The sequence below is a fragment of the Dokdonia sp. MED134 genome (assembly GCF_000152925.2).
In the GTDB taxonomy this organism is placed as follows: domain Bacteria; phylum Bacteroidota; class Bacteroidia; order Flavobacteriales; family Flavobacteriaceae; genus Dokdonia.
The window spans coordinates 112,476-131,591 of sequence record NZ_CP009301.1 but is presented as its reverse complement, the minus strand read 5'-3'; the positions used below and the strand labels follow the sequence as shown (position 1 = coordinate 131,591).

12 protein-coding genes are annotated in these 19,116 nt (G+C 37.7%); 10 read left to right on the top strand and 2 right to left on the bottom strand.

What is annotated here, in order from left to right:
• Positions 1-23 precede the first annotated feature (23 nt).
• Both MED134_RS00560 and MED134_RS00555 read left to right on the top strand, forming a co-directional pair.
• Positions 24-2,105: a TonB-dependent receptor plug domain-containing protein gene (locus MED134_RS00560; protein ID WP_021779343.1), complete on the top strand. Its 2,082-nt coding sequence runs from the start codon at positions 24-26 to the stop codon at positions 2,103-2,105.
• 18 nt (positions 2,106-2,123) lie between these two features.
• Positions 2,124-2,753, top strand: a complete 630-nt coding sequence (locus tag MED134_RS00555) for an HmuY family protein (RefSeq protein WP_021779344.1) — start codon at positions 2,124-2,126, stop codon at positions 2,751-2,753.
• A gap of 49 nt (positions 2,754-2,802) precedes the next feature.
• Here the strand turns inward: MED134_RS00555 and MED134_RS00550 are convergent, their stop codons facing one another.
• Positions 2,803-4,656: a cation:proton antiporter gene (locus MED134_RS00550; RefSeq protein ID WP_021779345.1), complete on the bottom strand. Its 1,854-nt coding sequence runs from the start codon at positions 4,654-4,656 to the stop codon at positions 2,803-2,805.
• 38 nt (positions 4,657-4,694) lie between these two features.
• A complete protein-coding gene (locus tag MED134_RS00545) occupies positions 4,695-5,585 on the bottom strand; it encodes an AraC family transcriptional regulator (protein WP_021779346.1) in 891 nt (296 codons plus the stop codon).
• A gap of 110 nt (positions 5,586-5,695) precedes the next feature.
• Between MED134_RS00545 and MED134_RS00540 the strand changes: the two genes are divergently transcribed.
• The 8 genes from MED134_RS00540 (at position 5,696) to MED134_RS00505 (ending at position 19,114) form a co-directional block, all read left to right on the top strand.
• A complete protein-coding gene (locus MED134_RS00540; protein ID WP_021779347.1) occupies positions 5,696-6,742 on the top strand; it encodes a zinc-dependent alcohol dehydrogenase family protein in 1,047 nt (348 codons plus the stop codon).
• A 196-nt stretch (positions 6,743-6,938) separates the two neighbouring features.
• Positions 6,939-7,904: a hypothetical protein gene (locus MED134_RS00535; RefSeq protein WP_021779348.1), complete on the top strand. Its 966-nt coding sequence runs from the start codon at positions 6,939-6,941 to the stop codon at positions 7,902-7,904.
• A 96-nt stretch (positions 7,905-8,000) separates the two neighbouring features.
• Entirely contained in the window at positions 8,001-8,807 is an 807-nt protein-coding gene (locus MED134_RS00530) for an SDR family NAD(P)-dependent oxidoreductase (protein ID WP_021779349.1), read from the top strand.
• A 19-nt stretch (positions 8,808-8,826) separates the two neighbouring features.
• Positions 8,827-9,711, top strand: coding sequence for a DUF4437 domain-containing protein (locus MED134_RS00525; protein ID WP_021779350.1), 885 nt, complete (start codon positions 8,827-8,829; stop codon positions 9,709-9,711).
• A gap of 229 nt (positions 9,712-9,940) precedes the next feature.
• Positions 9,941-12,370, top strand: a complete 2,430-nt coding sequence (locus tag MED134_RS00520) for a class I SAM-dependent DNA methyltransferase (RefSeq protein ID WP_021779351.1) — start codon at positions 9,941-9,943, stop codon at positions 12,368-12,370.
• The gene (locus tag MED134_RS00515) at positions 12,370-13,704 is read left to right on the top strand and encodes a restriction endonuclease subunit S (protein ID WP_021779352.1); all 1,335 of its coding nucleotides are present in this window, start codon (positions 12,370-12,372) and stop codon (positions 13,702-13,704) included. Before MED134_RS00520 ends, MED134_RS00515 begins: the two co-directional genes overlap by 1 nt.
• An 11-nt stretch (positions 13,705-13,715) precedes the next feature.
• Positions 13,716-14,603, top strand: coding sequence for a hypothetical protein (locus tag MED134_RS00510; RefSeq protein WP_021779353.1), 888 nt, complete (start codon positions 13,716-13,718; stop codon positions 14,601-14,603).
• A gap of 8 nt (positions 14,604-14,611) precedes the next feature.
• Entirely contained in the window at positions 14,612-19,114 is a 4,503-nt protein-coding gene (locus MED134_RS00505) for a DUF3883 domain-containing protein (protein WP_021779354.1), read from the top strand.
• Positions 19,115-19,116 lie beyond the last annotated feature (2 nt).

Sequence of the window (19,116 nt, the reverse complement as noted above, 5' to 3'; positions counted from 1 at the left end):
TATTAAGAATCGATCTAAATAAAATGAGCCCTAAAACACTAGCAATAAGCTTAGTACTTCTTATAACCTCACAAACACTTTTTTCTCAAGAGCAACCAGAGGCTGTAACACCAGAAAAACTAGAAGAAGTGATCCTCACGGCAACTCGCACAAAGCGACAGTTATCTTCCCTCCCCCTACCCGTAACCTTAATCTCACAAGAAACCATAAAGCAATCTGGAAGTTTAAGACTACAAGAGATACTTAATGAGCAAACAGGTATTATCACCATTGCAGATGAGAGCGGTTTTGAAGGGGTTCAAATACAAGGAATATCATCAGACTATATACTTATCCTTATAGATGGTGTGCCACTAGTGGGTCGTAGTGCGGGAAACTTTGATTTGAGTAGACTCACCGTAGGTAATATCAAACAGATAGAAGTGGTAAAAGGTCCCTCTAGTAGCCTTTATGGCTCTGAGGCGCTGGGCGGAGTTATCAATATTATTACAGAAAAGCCACCATCAGAACAGCTAGATGGTGATGTGACCTATCGCATAGGCTCAAATACCACACAAGACGTGCAAGCCAGTATCAAGCAGGGGTTTGAAAAATTGAGATATGCCCTGTTTGCAAACCGAAACTCTAGCAATGGTTATGATCTCACACCAGAAAATGAAGGACAGACCGTAAATCCATTTGTAAACTACACTGTAAATAGTCGTGTGTATTATGACTTTAGTGACAAGCTTTCATTGTTTGGCTCTGCTAGATTATATGATCAAGAGCAGGAAGCTGGCCTTACGGTAGATAATGTGCGCTACGAGGGTGATACAGACGAGCGTGAGTATAACACCCATCTCAAATTAGACCAAAAGTTTGATTCCCCACTCACTACTACCTATGAACTCTATTACACAAACTATCAAGCGAGGGAGTTGCTACAAGACCCTATTTCGGCAGGAGTGCTTAGTGATAATGACTTTAACCAGAAGTTATGGCGGCCAGAGGTACGTGGTAATTACGCTTTCGCGAAAGCGGGATCACTCACAACAGGTATAGGCTTACAGTATGACCAGCTAGATCGCACCTTTTTTGACGAGACGGTACGTTTTAACTCGCAATACATCTATGCACAGTATGACACCACACCGCTAGACAAACTGAATGTTATAGCAGGATTGCGTTATGATAATCACTCTGAATATAGTGATCAACTTAGTCCAAAAATTGCCCTACGCTACGAGGCTACAGATGCTATTGCCATTAAGGGCTCTGTGGGGTATGGCTTTAAAGCGCCAGACTTTAGACAGCTTTACTTTGATTTTACAAATGCTGCCGTGGGTTACACCGTTTTGGGCTATAATGTGGCGTTAAGTAAGCTTCAAGAACTGCAAAATCAAGACCAGATACTAGATGTACTCATCTCTCAAGATGACTTATCACAACCGCTCGCCGCCGAAAGTTCTGTAGGTTACAACCTAGGCGTCACCTATAAAAAAGGAAAGTGGAATGCAGAGCTTAACGGCTTTAGAAATGACTTTAAAAATCTGATTGATACACGCATTATTGCTAGAAAACAAAATGGCCAAAATGTCTTTAGCTATGCAAATTTTGATAAGGTATTTACCACAGGTTTTGAGCTTAATGCGACCTACACCTTCTCAAAAGATCTTCGTCTTAGTGCGGGATACCAGTTGCTGTATGCATATAACAATGCAAACAGGGAGGCGGTACGAGATGGACAAGTTTTTGCGCGAGACCCAGGGACTAACCAGACGGTTGTTATAGCAGCCCAAGACCATTTTGGACTCATTAATAGATCCCGGCATAATGCAAATGCAAAGCTATTTTATAACATCCCATCTCTAGATATAGCTATGAATGTACGTCTACTCTACCGCAGTAAGTACGCACAGTTTGACACAAACGGTAATAACCTAATAGATCGCTACGACACCAGCTTTGTAGACGGCTACCTAACAACCAATGTTGCTGCGTCAAAAACATTTTATAATGACTTCACGCTTCAAGTAGGAGCAAATAACCTCTTTGATTATAAAGATAGCAACATCCCTACTTTACCGGGCATACAAGGGTATGCCTCAATTAATTATCAATTTTAACTATTTAATACACACACAATGAACAAGAACTTTTTTACACTAGCAACCCTCTTTATCCTTGCTTTTACATCGTGCAGCAGCGATGATGATACTACGGTTACACTCGCCCCTGTAGAAGCAGAGCAAGTAAGTAATCTCTATGCGCCACAAACGGGCGGACAAGGAGAACCTATAGGAGGTGATTTTACAAAATTTGACTTTGAGACAGGAGCAATCACGACAAGTGATACAGAGTGGGATATTGCCTTTAGAGGTACTACCATTGCTGTAAATGGCGGCGTAGCAACAGGTACAGATGATGAACCTACACGCACTGGTGATGCGGCAGCAGCTATCGTTGCTAGTACTTTTGATAATGTGACTACAGCAGAAGGTCTTACGTTTACACAAGACTCAGAAAGCGAGTTTGCCATCCCTACAGGAAGTGATAATGGGTGGTACAATTACAACTTTCAAAACAACGTGGTCTCTCCTATACCAGGACAAATACTTGTATTTAAAACTACCGAGGGTAACTATGCAAAAGTTGAGATACTGAGCTATTATCAAGATGCACCTGCCAGCCCAGACCCACAGACAGACGCGAGTAGATACTACACATTTAACTATGTGTACAACCCTAATGAAGGCGAAACAACTTTTAACTAAGTTGTTTAATTAGTCTGCTAGTTGAGCCCATCGTTATGATGGGCTTTTTTTATGAACGCTTATCTCCCAGGCTACTACTTCCCATATGGAGGTCACTATTAAGCAACTCCTCTTGTTGTGCAATTTCCTTTCTTGCTCTAAAGATGTATTCTTTCTCGTCTTTTGGGCTTACTGCAAGACGTTTCAAACTATCTACATCCAGCTGTATAAATTTGGCTGCTTGCTCATCTGTAGCCTCTCGATCAAAGCCCATAAAGTGCAATACATCACTCGCCATCTTTACCGATGTATCTAGCGACTCTCTGTAAATATGATCAATTCCCATATTGTGAAGCTCGTAAGCATCATATCTATTTCTGGCGCGCACGAGTAGCTTAATGTGAGGATACTTATCCTTTACCTTTTTTACAATGCGTCGTACCAGCTCTGGGTTATCTATGGCACAAATAAGGTAATCTGCCTCTGCAATACCAGCAGACTCAAGAAGATCCATTCTATTTGCATCGCCATAAAACACCTCAAACCCCATTTTACGCAAGAAGTCTACTCTATTTGAGTCTAAATCAAGTACTGTAGTTTTTATGCCGTGGGCACGTAAAAATCTACCCACAGTACTCCCAAAATGACCAAAACCTATAAGCAACACTTTATGGTTAGACTGTATATCGTCCATAGGTCTTTTTTCTTGTTCTTTAGTTCCTTTGCGAGGTAAAATAAGGCGTTCGTTTACAATCCACAGTACAGGTGTAATAGTCATTGTGAGGGCTGTAACCACGAGCATAATATCTAGCTGCTCTCTCTCAAATATATTGAGCTGGAAAGCAAAGGATAACAATACAAAGGCAAACTCCCCTATTTGTGCTAGTCCTACAATAAGTAGTAATCGCTGGTCAAGTTTAAGCTTAAAGGCTAATCCCGCAATGAGCAATACAATTGCCTTTACAAGGATGACACCCACCACAAGACCGGTAATCAATAAAGGGTTTTCGGCAATAACAATGAAATTTATGGAGGCACCTACTGCCATAAAAAATAAGCCTAGTAATAATCCCTTAAAAGGATCTAGCGTACTTTCAAGCTCGTGCTTAAACTCACTAGTAGCCAGAACGACCCCGCCTAAAAAGGCTCCAAGAGCAGGACTGAGCCCTACTAACTCCATAAGAAACGAGATACCCACTACTATAAGTAAAGCAGAGGCTACGAGTAGCTCTCTCACCTTTGACCTCGCCACCAGACGCAACATAGGGACAATAAGATACCTACCCGCTACTATAATAATAGCGATAGATGATATAATAGCCAGTGCTTGCAGTCCTAGAGGCAGGTCATCAAGTAGACTCACGTGACCACCGTGACCACCTTCACTTGCTGTAGTAGCATCACTCACATTAGACAAAAGAGGTAATACACCAAGCATTACAATGACAATAATATCTTGAAATAACAGAATAGAAAATGAAGAAGTACCGTAGGTGGTTTCCATCAAGCCCTTTTCTTTATTTGTTTGTAAAGTAATCGCTGTAGATGATAATGAGACTGCCATTGCACTGGTAAGTGCAATTTTCCAATCTACGCCAGCTAGGTAAAGAATGCCATACGTGAGCAGCATCGTCCCAAATACTTGAATACTCCCCATACCTATAACGAGTTTTCGCATCTCCCAGAAGCTGCTTGGTTTGATCTCTAACCCTATAATAAAGAGCATTACCACTACGCCAAACTCGGCAAACTCCAGTATATCTTGCCCTTCTTGCCCTACAAAACCTAACATATAAGGTCCTATGAGCATCCCGGCTAGTAGATATCCTATTACAGAACTGAGTCCTAGTTTTTTTGCTAGTGGCACACATATCACGGCACCGGCTAGAAATATGATTGCTTCAAAAAGTATTCCTCCACTCATACATTAATATTTGATTGGTTATAAAAAACGAGTACATCTTAAGCACTCACACCACAAGAGGCTCTTTTAAGTAGCATATACTCCCCAGCATTTTTAAACTCTCTTACAGAAGAGCCTGTATAGCGTTTAAATGTTTTTGAGAGGTGACTTACATCTGTAAAGCCTAGCTCATCTGCGATTTCAGTGAGGGTGAAATCTGAGTTGAGAAGACGTATCTCTACCAGTCTAAGTTTGGCTTTCATAATATACTCGCGCAAGGACATCCCTACCTGTTTTCTAAAAAACTCACTTACGTAGGTGGCAGACATCATAAATGTTTCTGCAAGTCTATCTACTTTAAGCAATTCACTTTTTGCAATATTCTCGTTGATGTAGGTGAGCATTTTTGTTGCTCTATCATCACTTGTTGTATTTACAATCTCATAGTGACTCCCTTTTTTAATATTTCTAATAACCACTTCTAAGATACTTACCATAAGACTTGAGATAAGCGATACAGAGACCTCTCCATAATTTCTAGTCTCTCTTAAAATAATTGCCGTAAGCTGTTTGAGATGCTCCCTATCTGCATCACTTTTAATGATATCGCCAGGCAGCTGGTTATAGTTAGACAAGATGTAGGCCGCTTCTTTAAACCATTCAGACTTATCTAGGGTCATCTTATTAGAGCTTTTAAAAAACGAATTGGTAAACTTTAAAAAGACAAATTTTGTGCGCTTCTCTATATTAAAAGAGTGACACTTTAAGGGAGGTAGTAAAAAGATACTATCCTTTTTATAATCGTAAAAGTTGTAATTAATACACTGCGTACCCTCTCCACTTTCAATAAGTACAAGTTCAAAAAAGTTGTTTTTAACTGGGCGTTGTTTCCACTCAGACAACTCCATTTCTTGTATTTCAAAAGGTTTATAAGCTTCTAATACTTGCATAGTAGTATGATTTAGGGACAAATTTAGGGTTTTATAGCGTTAAAATTATCATAATACACCCAATAACCTCTATTTATACCTAATTAACCATTTTATATACAAATAGACTAGTGACCTATCCCATTACCTTTGTATCATCAAAGAAAAACACAAACTATAAAAAGAAAGCATCTATGAAAGCGATGATTATAAACGAATACGGCGAGAATGCCCCATTCACAGCAAGCGAAGTAGCAAAACCAGCAGTAACACCAGGCCACGTGAGTATCAAGATTGCAGCCTCTAGTGTGAACACGGTAGACACAATGATACGCAAGATGGGATCAGACCTACCGCTATCACCAGCAGCACCAGCTATATTAGGAATGGACTTTGCAGGAGTGATAGAAGCAGTAGGTGAAGGTGTAAATGACTTTAAAGTTGGTGACGAGGTATACGGTTGTGTAGGTGGCCTTGCCGACTTACAAGGTACGCTAGCCGAATATATCGTGGCAGACAGTAAACTTATTGCTCACAAAGCTGCCAACTTATCTATGACTGAGGCGGCATCACTACCACTTGTAGCAATTACTGCTTATGAGGGGTTAATGCGTGCAGGGATTAAAAAAGGACAAAAGGTACTTGTACAAGGTGGATCTGGAGGTGTAGGCCACGTAGCGGTACAACTAGCTATTCACTTTGGCGCAGATGTATATGCTACTTGTGGAGGACCAGAGCAACGAAAGATTATAGAAGGGTATGGAGCAACGGCAATTAACTATAAAGAGGAAACGGTAGCATCATATGTAGCAAAATATACAGATGGTGCAGGTTTTGACCTTATTTATGATACCGTAGGTGCAGATAACCTTACGAAGTCTTTTGAGGCAGCAGCTCTTAATGCACAAATCGCTACTACAGTATCTATGTGCAACCTAGATCTTACTCCAGCACACTTTAAAGGATTATCACTACACGTCGTGTTTATGCTCATCCCTATGTTACACAACTACAAGCGAGAAGAGCACGGAGCGATTTTAAAAGAGCTAAGCAACATCGCACAAGACAAAGCACTAGTACCTCTTGTAGACAGCACATTTGCACTAGATAATGTAGGTGATGCTTATGCAAGACTAGAGAGTGGTAAAGCAATAGGTAAAGTAGTTGTAACTAACTAAGACCTCATCCATAGGCTTACTATGGAAGTATTTAATCTTTAAACACCTCTTTTACAGGTGCTTAAAGATTAAAAATACAGAACTTTGCTTTTCATAACAACCCTTATTTTAATTACCAAAGCCAACAGCCATTTGTGCGCAGTTCTGTTATAAATATAAAATAGAATAGCAGTAGCTATACGTAAAACATAATATTATGAGTACCATAGAACATACAAATGCACTTGCAGAAGCTCGTGCTTTAAAAGTACCATCACGAGAATTATCATTAAGACGCGATCCATCTGTTTCTCAATTTTGGAACGAAAATCGTAAATTACTAGAAGCTGCTTGGGCAGAATGGGAAATAGAAAACAAGGATGATGTATTAGTTCCTGATGAAACCTTGCTAGACCCAAGATTACGTCAAGTTATTAAAGATGCTTGGGAAAACCCAGAAAAAGAATCTGCTGTTGCCGATTTGTGGGAAGAAATTATACCTGGAGTTTATGTAGCACAGTTTTTTGATCTAGATCGTTTAGCAGATTTTCGTAACTATCTAGAAGCTGTAGCAAACTCAGGAGTGCCAAAACGTGCACCTTATGGTATACAATTAAACCGATATGGAATGATGTTAGACCCTCGTTCTGAAGGTCATCTGGCAGCACCTCATTTTCAGGCATTTTATAATGATATGATGGACCGTTTTATGCGTCCTATAGCACGTTTGTTATTAGGAACTTATGGTTATGACAATCAGACTTTTGGTTTTTCTATCCAGTACAATCCAGATAAGGACAAGGATTTACACGCACATACCGATGCCTCTGCAGCTACCTTGAATATCAATATCAACTTACCAGATGAAAAGTTTACAGGATCTGAGGTTGATTTTTATGATAAAGCTTCAGGAAAAACGGTACAAGCTATTTTTGAGCCTGGAAAAGCCATCATCCATAGAGGTAATGTCCCACACGCAACACACCCCATTACAAGCGGACAACGTAGTAATTTAGTAGTGTGGTTATTTGGAGACCGTATGCAGATACCACGTGGTAGTAAAAGCAGCTACGGAAATATTAGCAACAGCGACACCATTAAAGATGTTGCTTTAGAAAGTGTAACCGCTCGCCAGCGATGGAGTTTACCAGACGGTCCTAAAGATACCGCTGCACCTTTTTAAGAAACGCAGCCGTAATGACTATCTTAGAACAAGAATAAAATTAAAAAAACTGGCAATACAACGAGTGCCAGTTTTCATCAACATAAATATATAGGAATGAGCAAGACCATATTAATTACTGGAAGTACTGACGGCATAGGTAAACTAACCGCCATACAGCTAGCAAAACAAGGACATACCTTGTACATACACGGTCGTAATGCTACAAAAGTAGCAGAGACCATCGCCACCATAAAAGCCGAATCTAACAATGAACATATAGACGGTTTTGTGGCAGATTTTTCTAGTATGGCAGCAGTGCGTGCTATGGCTAGTGAGGTAAATGAAAAACTCACAACACTAGATGTACTCATAAACAACGCAGGGGTTTTTAAAAGCCGTGAGCCGTTTACAGCAGATGCGCTTGATATGCGTATGGCGGTAAATTATATAGCGCCTTACCTGCTCACCACTTCCCTACTCGATCTTCTTAAAAAAGGTGACCGCACGCGCATTATAAACTTGAGCTCTGCAGCACAGTCATCAGTAATAGATAGCGTGCTAGCAGGTACTAAAGAAGAGAGCCAGCAGGAGACCTACGCACAGAGTAAGCTTGCTTTATTAATGTGGAGCTTTGACCTAGCAATACAAGAGCCAGCACTTACGGTTATTCCTGTAAACCCAGGTTCTTTGCTTAATACAAATATGGTAAAAGAAGCCTACGGTCACCACTGGTCACCAGCAGATAAAGGAGCAACTATTTTACAAGACCTCGCTACAAACCCTAGTTATGCGAGCCATAGCGGTGATTATTTTGATAATGACAAAGGAAGCTTTGGCAGGGCACACACAGATGCCTACAGTGAGCAAAAACGCACACACTTAATCACCACAACACAACATATTTTAAAAAACATTTCATAGAACACAAAAACCGATACCTATGAAACATCTCATCGCCACAGCAGCACTTGCCTTACTTACGGCAAGCTGCGCAGAGCAAACGTCACAGCAAGAAATAAAAGATACACCACCTACAGAAGCCATCTCCTATAACGAGGCTACATATGAGCTTATGCTCGCTACAGATGTTACCTGGGGAGCACTTAACCCAGCACGTGGTGAGAATGGACCGCGCGCTACCAACTTATGGGGAGATCGCACTAAAGAAGGTCCTTCTGGTATGCTGGTAAAATTTAAAGAGGGGTTTGCTTCTCCACCACACATACACGATGCGACCTATAGAGCAATTGTACTAGATGGGGAGATTCACAATGCAGATAAGAATGCCCGCGAACTCTGGATGCCAGATGGCTCTTTCTGGACGCAACCTTCTGGAGAGACGCACATCACAGCAGCACGCGCAGCGACTAATATGGCTTTTGTAGAGATAGATAACGGGCCTTACGTAGTAAAACCTGTTGAGGAGGCTTTTGAAACTACGGAGCGCCCTATTAATGTACACGATACAAACGTAGTATGGCTAGATGGTAAAGATATAAACTGGCTTAACAAAACAGGCACTCTAGAGGGCGCATCACTGGCGGCACTCTGGCAATCACAAACTAATAAAAAGCACAAAGGCTTTTACCTACGTCTCGCACCTGGTTTTACAGGAAACATCACCACGGGTGAGGGAGATTTTAAAGCAGTCATTGTGAGCGGCGATGCTAGCTATAAGGCAGCAACAGCGACTGCTCCGGTAACTACAATGCTGGGTAGCTATTTTGGCGCTACGGGTGTCTCACAACATCAGATTAGTGCTGGTGCACAAGGGGTGATATTATATATAAATACCACGGCTGAGTTTGCTGTGGAGAATAAGTAGGAATTAGTAGCTTAAAAAATAGCTTGTAGAAAGTCAATTTTTGATATGCAAAACCCCGCAACATTGTTGCGGGGTTTTGTGCGTTTAGACATTAAACTCCAACTAATGAATTATTGAATTTTAACAGTAAAATCTTACACTTTTACGGAAACACGTAAAGACGTACAATCTATAAATAGTATCTTGGCAAAACGATTATAAAAACACCTTAAGCATACAGTTATAACTTATGAATAACTCATCCCACTCAAAACTTATTTCCTTTATCTGGTCTATTGCAGACGACTGCCTACGTGACGTTTATGTACGTGGTAAATATCGTGACGTGATACTACCTATGGTAGTACTGCGACGTCTAGATGCACTGCTTGAGCCTACTAAAAAAGAGGTGATGGACGAGGTACACTTCCAGAAAGTAGAAGCTGGATTTACTGAACTAGAAAATGAAGGTCTTAAAGCAGCTTCTGGTTATGTGTTTTACAACACTAGTAAATGGACACTTCAATTATTAAAAGACACGGCATCTAATAACCAAAGTATACTTCTAGCCAATTTTGAAGACTATCTACTAGGTTTTAGCCCTAACGTAAAAGAGATAGTAGATAAGTTTAACCTAGTGAGCCAGATCAAGCATATGGCTGGCAAAGATGTATTGCTAGATGTACTAGAAAAATTTACTTCTTCACACATAAACCTCACCCCTTTTGAAAAGGAGGATCCAGAAGGGCGTAAACTCCCTGCCTTATCTAATCTTGGGATGGGATACGTTTTTGAAGAGCTCATACGTAAGTTTAATGAAGAAAATAATGAGGAAGCGGGAGAGCACTTTACACCACGTGAGGTAATAGAGCTTATGACGCACATCATTTTTGAGCCTATAAAAGACCAGTTACCACCGGTGATGACTATTTATGATCCTGCCTGTGGTAGTGGTGGGATGCTTACAGAGAGTCAAAACTTTATTAAAGACCCAGAAGGCGCTATAAAAGCTACGGGAGATGTCTATTTATACGGGAAGGAAATAAATGACGAGACGTATGCCATCTGTAAGAGTGATATGATGATTAAGGGCAATAGCCCAGAAAACATACGTGTGGGTTCTACCCTCTCTACAGATGAGTTTACAGGAACAAGCTTTGACTTTATGCTTTCTAACCCTCCGTATGGTAAATCGTGGAGCAGTGAGCAAAAGTATATTAAGGATGGTAAAGACGTGATAGACCCGCGTTTTAAAATACAACTGGCAGATTATTGGGGTACGGTAGAAGATGTAGATGCGGTACCAAGATCCTCAGACGGTCAATTACTGTTTCTTATGGAGATGGTTTCAAAAATGAAAACGCTGGAGCAATCTCCTGCGGGTACACGCATTGCGAGTGTACACAACGGTTCTAGCTTATTTACAGGTGATGCTGGCGGTGGTGAGAGTAACATACGCCGTTACATTATAGAAAATGATATGCTAGAAGCCATCATACAGCTACCTAACAATTTATTTTATAACACGGGAATTACTACCTACATCTGGGTATTGAGTAATAACAAGACCGCCACTCGTAAAGGAAAAGTACAACTCATAGATGCGAGTGATTTATATAAAAAACTACGCAAGAATCTAGGGAATAAAAACTGTGAGTTTACAAAGAAACATATTGATAAAATCACGGAGGTGTATATGAGTGCGCTTTCGCGAAAGCGTACTGAGGAGCTACCCCTAGAGAGTCTTGTGTTTGATAATAGTGATTTTGGGTATTATAAAGCAACGGTAGAACGGCCAAAACGTCTTAAGTCACAATGTACAGATGCCCGTATAGAAACACTGCGCTACGACCGCGTGTTACAAGAAGCGATGCAATATGCGTATGAAACGTATGGCGATAGCGTATATCGAGATGTGAAAAAGCACCAAAAGGAACTTCTAGAATGGGTGGAAAAAGAAGAGCTCAACCTCTCTTCTGCACATAAAACCAAGTTATGCAAGCAAGATACGTGGGATAAACACTTGCGACAGCTAACCACAGCAAAGAAGTTGCAAAATATCTTTGGCGATACGTTGTACACAGATTATAATGTATTTAAAAAGGAAGTAGATGATGAGCTTAAAGCACAAAAAATAGCCATCGCTGCTAGTGATAAAAAAGCGATTTTAAATGCACTGAGTTGGTACGACGCAGCTGCCGCAAAGGTGATTAAAAAAGTAGTAAAACTCACGGGTGATAAACTCACCCAACTTCTAGAACACCTAAATTGCGAAGAAGCCGACTTACCTGACTTTGGGTATTATCCTTGTCACGCTGAGCGCAGTCGAAGTGTTAGTAACGATGTCCCCACGAGCCTGTCACTTCGAGCGCCGTCGAGAAGCGAGAGGTCTCTTAAAAAAGGTGAGTACGTTGTTTACGAGACCGAAAGCGACCTGCGTGATACAGAAAACGTGCCACTTAAAGACAACATACACAGCTACTTTAAACGTGAAGTACATCCACACGTAGCAGAAGCCTGGATTAATCTAGATGCTACGAAAATAGGCTATGAGATAAGCTTTAATAAATACTTTTACAAGCACACACCTTTACGTAATATTGAGGAAGTAACAGCTGATATTCTAGACTTAGAAAAACAAAGTGATGGCTTAATTGCAGACATTTTAAACTTGGTCTAATGGTAGCAATAGAAAATAAAGTACAACGTTACGATAGTTATAAAGATTCTGGTGTAGAATGGTTGGGAGAAATACCTGAGCATTGGCAGCTAGGAAGATTGGGGTCAATTTTAAATCCAGTTTCTTCAAAAAATCATCCAAATGAAACTTTACTTTCAATTACAAGGGAAAAAGGAGTAATTGTTAGGGATATAGAAAATGAGGATTCAAATCACAATTTCATTCCTGATGATTTAACAGGATACAAACTATTGAAAAAAGGTCAATTTGGAATGAATAAGATGAAAGCTTGGCAAGGCTCGTATGGTGTTTCAAGTTATACGGGAATAGTAAGTCCTGCTTATTATACTTTTGAGTTTACTAAAGAGATTGAACCACGTTTTTTTCATATAGCTATTAGAAGTAAAATGTATGTTTCCTTTTTTGGCAAAGCTTCTGACGGGGTACGAATAGGTCAATGGGATTTGTCAAAAGATAGGATGAAAAGAATCCCTTTAGCTGTTCCCCCACTCCCAGAACAAACCGCCATCGCTGAATTTCTTGACGATAAAACCACCAAAATAGACGATGCTATTGGGATTAAACAGCAACAAATCAACTTGCTTAAAGAACGCAAACAAATTTTAATACACAAAGCAGTAACACGTGGTCTAGATGATAGTGTGACCTTGAAAGATTCTGGTGTGGAGTGGATTGGTGAGATCCCTGAGCATTGGAAGGTGAAGAGGTTTAGATATATTTTCCAATTAGGAAAAGGGCTTACTATTACCAAAGAGAATTTAAAAGAAGAGGGTGTCTTTTGCGTTAATTATGGTGAAATACACTCAAAATACGGATTTGAAGTTGATACAAATATTCAACAATTAAAATGTGTTGATGATGATTATCTTGAATCTAACACAAATGCTTTGATAAAAGAAGGAGATTTTGTTTTTGCGGATACATCAGAAGATATTGAGGGTTCTGGCAATTTCACTTATTTGAAAAGTAAAGATGAAATTTTTGCTGGTTATCATACAGTTGTTGCTAAACCTAAATTTAAAATAAATTCAAGATTTTTTGCTTACGTATTTGAATCACAATCTTTTAGAAACCAAATAAGGACAAAAGTAAAAGGTGTAAAGGTTTATAGTGTCACGCAATCCATTTTAAAGGAACCAAATGTCTGGTACCCATCAATACAAGAACAAAGAGAAATAGTAGATTTTCTAGATATTGGTACACGAAAGATTGAAACGGCTATTGGTTTAAAGGAGCAAGAGATTGAGAAGTTAAAGGAGTATAAGGGGAGTCTGATAAATGGGGTTGTCACTGGTAAGGTTAGGGTTTGTTAAAAATAAATTGTATGCCATCAAAAAGAATAGAAGAAACACTTAGATGTCAATTATTTCAAGGCATTGCAGCTGAGGTATGGGATGATATAGTTTATCATCATAACGTGTCAGTAAACAAACCAGAAATAGGCGTCACGGCAAAAATTATTGCAGACATTCGCAACTTTAGGACAGCCTATGAGCAAAATTTTGATGTGTATGCTCGTGCTGCAAAAGATGAAGCTACTTATGGTGGTGATATAGATATATTTCTAGAAACTACTCCAGGATGCTACAAATGGTTTGCATTACAAGCTAAAGTCTTGTTTAAGGATAATAAATATCAAACCTTAAGATATAACGGTAAGCCAAGACAGCAATGGGAAAAACTACGAATTCTAGAAAAGATGACCTCTTGCAAAGGGTATTATTTACTTTTTAATGGAAAATTTAGAAATGCGACTAGCCCTATTTATACGGATAGTTGTGATAGACCGTTTAGAGAAAATCAATTTGGCTGTTCTTTGGTAGATTTAGATGATGTAGAAGCTGTGGCTAACCGTAAAAATATCAGAGGACAATTCATAAAAGCCACTTATGAAAGCTTTCATCCAGACCTAGCAGAGCCTTGGCGAGTTCTAACCTGTTGCTATCATAATGACGTAGCAGACGAGAATTGTTTTACCATTCAAGAAATAGAAGAAGACTGCAGAAATTATTATCCTTTAAAAGATAATTTTATTGACACTCTAAAAACAGAAAAAGGCCATAATGATTTTAATGAGGAAGAAAACAACGATAACAAAGAACCTGATGATTTTGTAGGTTTAAATATGAATAATAGAATATCTGTTGCACGAAGGGAAGCACAATGGAATCCTAGTTTTAGGATAATAATAAAGCACACAGTACAAGAATAAAAAGCAATTTGAAAGAATTTATACAAGAATTAAGTACTAAAAAAACTAAACGCTATAAAGATGATTATAGCGAAATGCTAGGTGACTACAACCGTGAGCTAGAAACCATTAAAGGCTATAACGGTAGACAATTACTAGAACTCTTACAAAATTCCGACGATGAAGGTGCTACGCAAGTGGCTATTAAATTAGATACGGCAAGTAAAACGATAAGCATTAACAATAATGGAGATACGTCTTTTTCTAAAAAAGGCTACCGTTCTTTATTTATAGCAAATCTATCGTCCAAAACTTCAAAACGAAAATACATAGGAAACAAGGGTCTTGGTTTTAGGTCTATTATAAATTGGAGCAATGCCATAGAGATTCAAAGCAACGACCTTTCTTTACAATACTCTGAAACCAATACTAAAGCGCGTTATGAGAGTTTATTTACTACAGAGCAACGAGCAACTATAGCTAAAGAGGAAAATTTAAGTTCTACCGTGATTCCTATGCCTTTTTTATGCCTTCCTGTCATAAAAGAAATAACGCAAGAAAACTTTAAAACAAGTATTGTAATCAGCTATAAAGAGAAGGCCTTCAAAGATATTTATAAGCAGGTCAAAAGTATTACCCCAGAAACTTTACTCTTTTTAAATCACATCAAGCAAATTGATTTTATAGGTTTTGAAGACAAACCGCAAATTAAATGTAATAGAAGCGCTCATATCAAATCTAGTACAACATTCAGTCCTCAAGAAGCAATTCAATTTCCAAACAATTCCTGGTCTATTTTTGAAGAAGAAGATGAGTTACCGCTAGAGTTTCAGGATGTCAATAAAACAGAAAAAGAGTTTTATCAAATTAAAATTGCCGTTGAAGATAATTTTGAAAAAACATCACCTTATCTGTATTCATTTTTCCCTACTAACATTAAGCTCAATCAACCTTATGTCTTACACGCAACCTTTGATTTGGACGCTACACGTAATCAACTTAATGATTCAGAAAAAAATAGATTTATTCTAGAAAAAGTAGTAGCATTTACAACAAAAGTAGCTAGATATTTTACTGATAAAAAAGTGTCTTATCAGCCCTTATCAATTTTACATCACAAACATAAAGCAGATACGCTACAAAATTTAGGCTATTATGACATTATTGAAGAGGCAATAAATACTGAAGCTGTATTTCCTTGTATAGACAATACATATAAAAAAATAGCAGAGATTTTGTATGTTAATGATGAGTTTGCTCAACTATTAATCGAGAGCAGTGCTACAGATACTATAAACTGCCATTTAATACCACTTAAAGGTAAAACACTTACTCAATTTGATTTAGATGAAAAGGTCGATAGACAAGTAGATGTATTAGAAAATTATATCGATGTTTTAAATTCTATCGGTAGTCAACCACTATCCATTGGACAAAGAGCAAAATGGATTAGGCTATTAACTCAAAAAGCCGCATTCATAAAAAAGGCAAAACCAAATCAACTCGATTTTCTTGTAAATAATAATAACACCATAATTAAGGGAAAAGAATACATCTATACCCCAGTAACTAAAAATAATCCCTTAAAAACACCCAATTTTACAGATATCCAATTTGTAGGAGATAAATTTTTTGAAGCACTGCTAAGAGAATTTAAATTTTACGATAGTGACAATCCTAATAAAGGCCGTTTTATTTATGATGAACTTAAGGGATATTTCAATATTCACAGTTACGAACCAGCAACGCTATCACAAAAAATAATTAGGGAAACCAAGAATCAGATAGAACGGCATAATGCTCAAAGCATAGCAATTATTAAGGAAATGAATAGTTGCCTCTATCATAATTTCAAATTAATGAAAGAGGATACTAAAATCCCTGATGATGTAATTACAATACCATCTATTTCAAAAGCTAGTACTATCGTGGATACTGAAAACCTTGTGCTATCAAGCGACTATCCTACTGGTATTAAAACTACACTCATCTTTGAGGAAGTTTACGATAATAGTGATTTTGTGGCAAATCCATCTATACTAGGTTTACCTAATGCTGAAGACAAATATCAACTAGAAAAATTTCTAAAGTGGATAAAAGTAAATAGCTATGCGAGATATAAAAGAAGAACAAACATCACCTCAAACCTCGTAGACTATGTAAACTATGTACAAAGCTATGATGGTTATACAAATAGGTCGTCTTACAAATTAGAGTTTCTGTACATCACAGATTTTGAAGAAATACTGAATAGATTATCTATAGAAAAACTAATCCTATGGGTTTATTATGATGATAGGTTAAAACGACAACTATATGATAGCGCCAACGAAGATAAATACGAGTACTATTATTTTAATTACAAGACAGTTTATACCAAGCCTTCCTACATTAAGTATTACTTAACTAAAAATTATAAGTTCAAATTTTCAGACCTTCTTATAGATGAAAAATACTCTTGGGTGAATGATTTTAGAATCAATTACAACCAGCTTATTAATCTAGAGCAGAACCTCAATAAAACAAAAATTAATGAAATCTTAGTCAGCTTAGGTGCTACAGATGATTTTAACGACCTATCAATTAAAAGAGTGGCAGAAATCATCAATAAATTACCTAATATTTATCCGTCTGGTGCTAAATCACAGACATTCTACAAAAGAGCTCTTAGTCACTACAATAAGAACAATGTTGAAATCGAACAACCGTTATCATTATTTGCCAGCAACGGTAATGAATTAAGGTTGTATCCTCAAGAGCAGATATATTTCAGCGATAAAATAAAGCTGCCTAATAAATTAAGAGAAGCCTACCCAATATTTAATTACCCAGCACGCGCAGGTGGAGCAGATGCAATAAAGTTTTTTGGTATAAATGATCTCAAAACAATTAATATCAATATCACTTATAAGAATGAAATTGACGGACTTACAGCAGATTTTGGCAATCTTTTAGATGAGTTAAAACCACTTTTATTAAGCTACAGGTTAAATGTTATCGAGGATATAGAGCCAAGAAAAACGCAAGCATCCATTTGTAAAAAAATTGAGATAATACTATGCTCTGAAATTAAGTATGAAGTATACGATAAAAGCTTTGTGGTATCAGATTACGAGTTTCTTCACCGTTCAGAACAAACGTATTATATAAAAATAAGCGAACACGACACAATTGACTCTTTAAAACGAAATGTTGAGTTCACAAATAGTTTTGCAAATTGTATCTCTCTAGCATTTGACGTAAATAACGATAAAAATGAATACAAGTATATTTTAAGAAGTGATATTGATGATGTGCAAAATAGTATCAAAAATGACCTAGGAATAGATACTTTTAATGATGCTAGAGAATTATTAGGTCTTGCAGACTACAAGCAAGCGTTTTGGCAGGCAGTATTCTTATCAAAAGACAAAGTCTATGATGACTTCTTGGACGATTTAAGTCTTGAAAAACGGATTGCAGAGATCTTTGGATTAGAATACGATAGTAGTTCCATAGATTATGAGCAAATTAATACCGAAAGTGAACTAGTTAAAATAGAGGGGTTATTCAATAAATTGGATATTGAGTTAAGTGTATTTGCATCGCATTACAGCTATAAGATAAGTTTAGCGCAATGGCATTTGTCCACAATAAAAGATGCGATTTTATCAAAAAACCAATTGGTAAAGGCTTCTATTAGGGAAAATCTAAGAAATAGTGACCTAGAGAAAAAGGCACAGTTCTTAGATATTTGTAATAGATTTAACAATTATCTACAATTTGCTCAACAAAAAGCTCACGAATTAAGGCATAACTTCAAAGTGGATAAAACGGCTGTTTACAGGGAATATATCGCTCTAATATATCCTACAATCAAAATAGAATCTAAAGAGAATATCGCTTTAATAAGAAGTAAGAATGAAGAAAAATTTACAACTACTGAACTATATGAAATCAGCCTAAATCCAAGATTGAAAAGTTTGCTTTATTTTGAGGATAAAATAGATGAGATAAAAAAAGAATTGATAGCCGAAAAAGCCAACACCAAGGAAGAAACCATCTCCAACGAGACGTCTGGTCCATCTACAAGACCTAATACAACCAGAGTCTTAAGCAGCAAACTATTAAAACCAAAAAAGGCTGGAATTTTTAAAGGTAGTAATAATGTTTTCACACCTGGAGAAAAAGACCAAAGGAAACTTAAAATAATTGGAAATACATCAGAACAAATTGTTTACGATGAATTGGTGAAAATGAGGTTCACTAACGTAGACCATATAAGTAAAGATAATGAAGGTTTACATTATGACATACGATATACAAATGCAGAAGGTGTGGTGAAATATGTGGAAGTAAAGACCTTCGATACAGGTTCTTTTTTTCTATCAAAATCAGAGTATGATTTTGGTAAACAGAATCTAAAAGATTATGAAATATGGCTTGTTAAAAACAAACAAGACATCATTCCGATTTATGACTTTTTTACGAATAAAAAATACCAAGTAATAACTAACGAGTACATCGTGCATATGAAACTTGATAAAGATTAAAG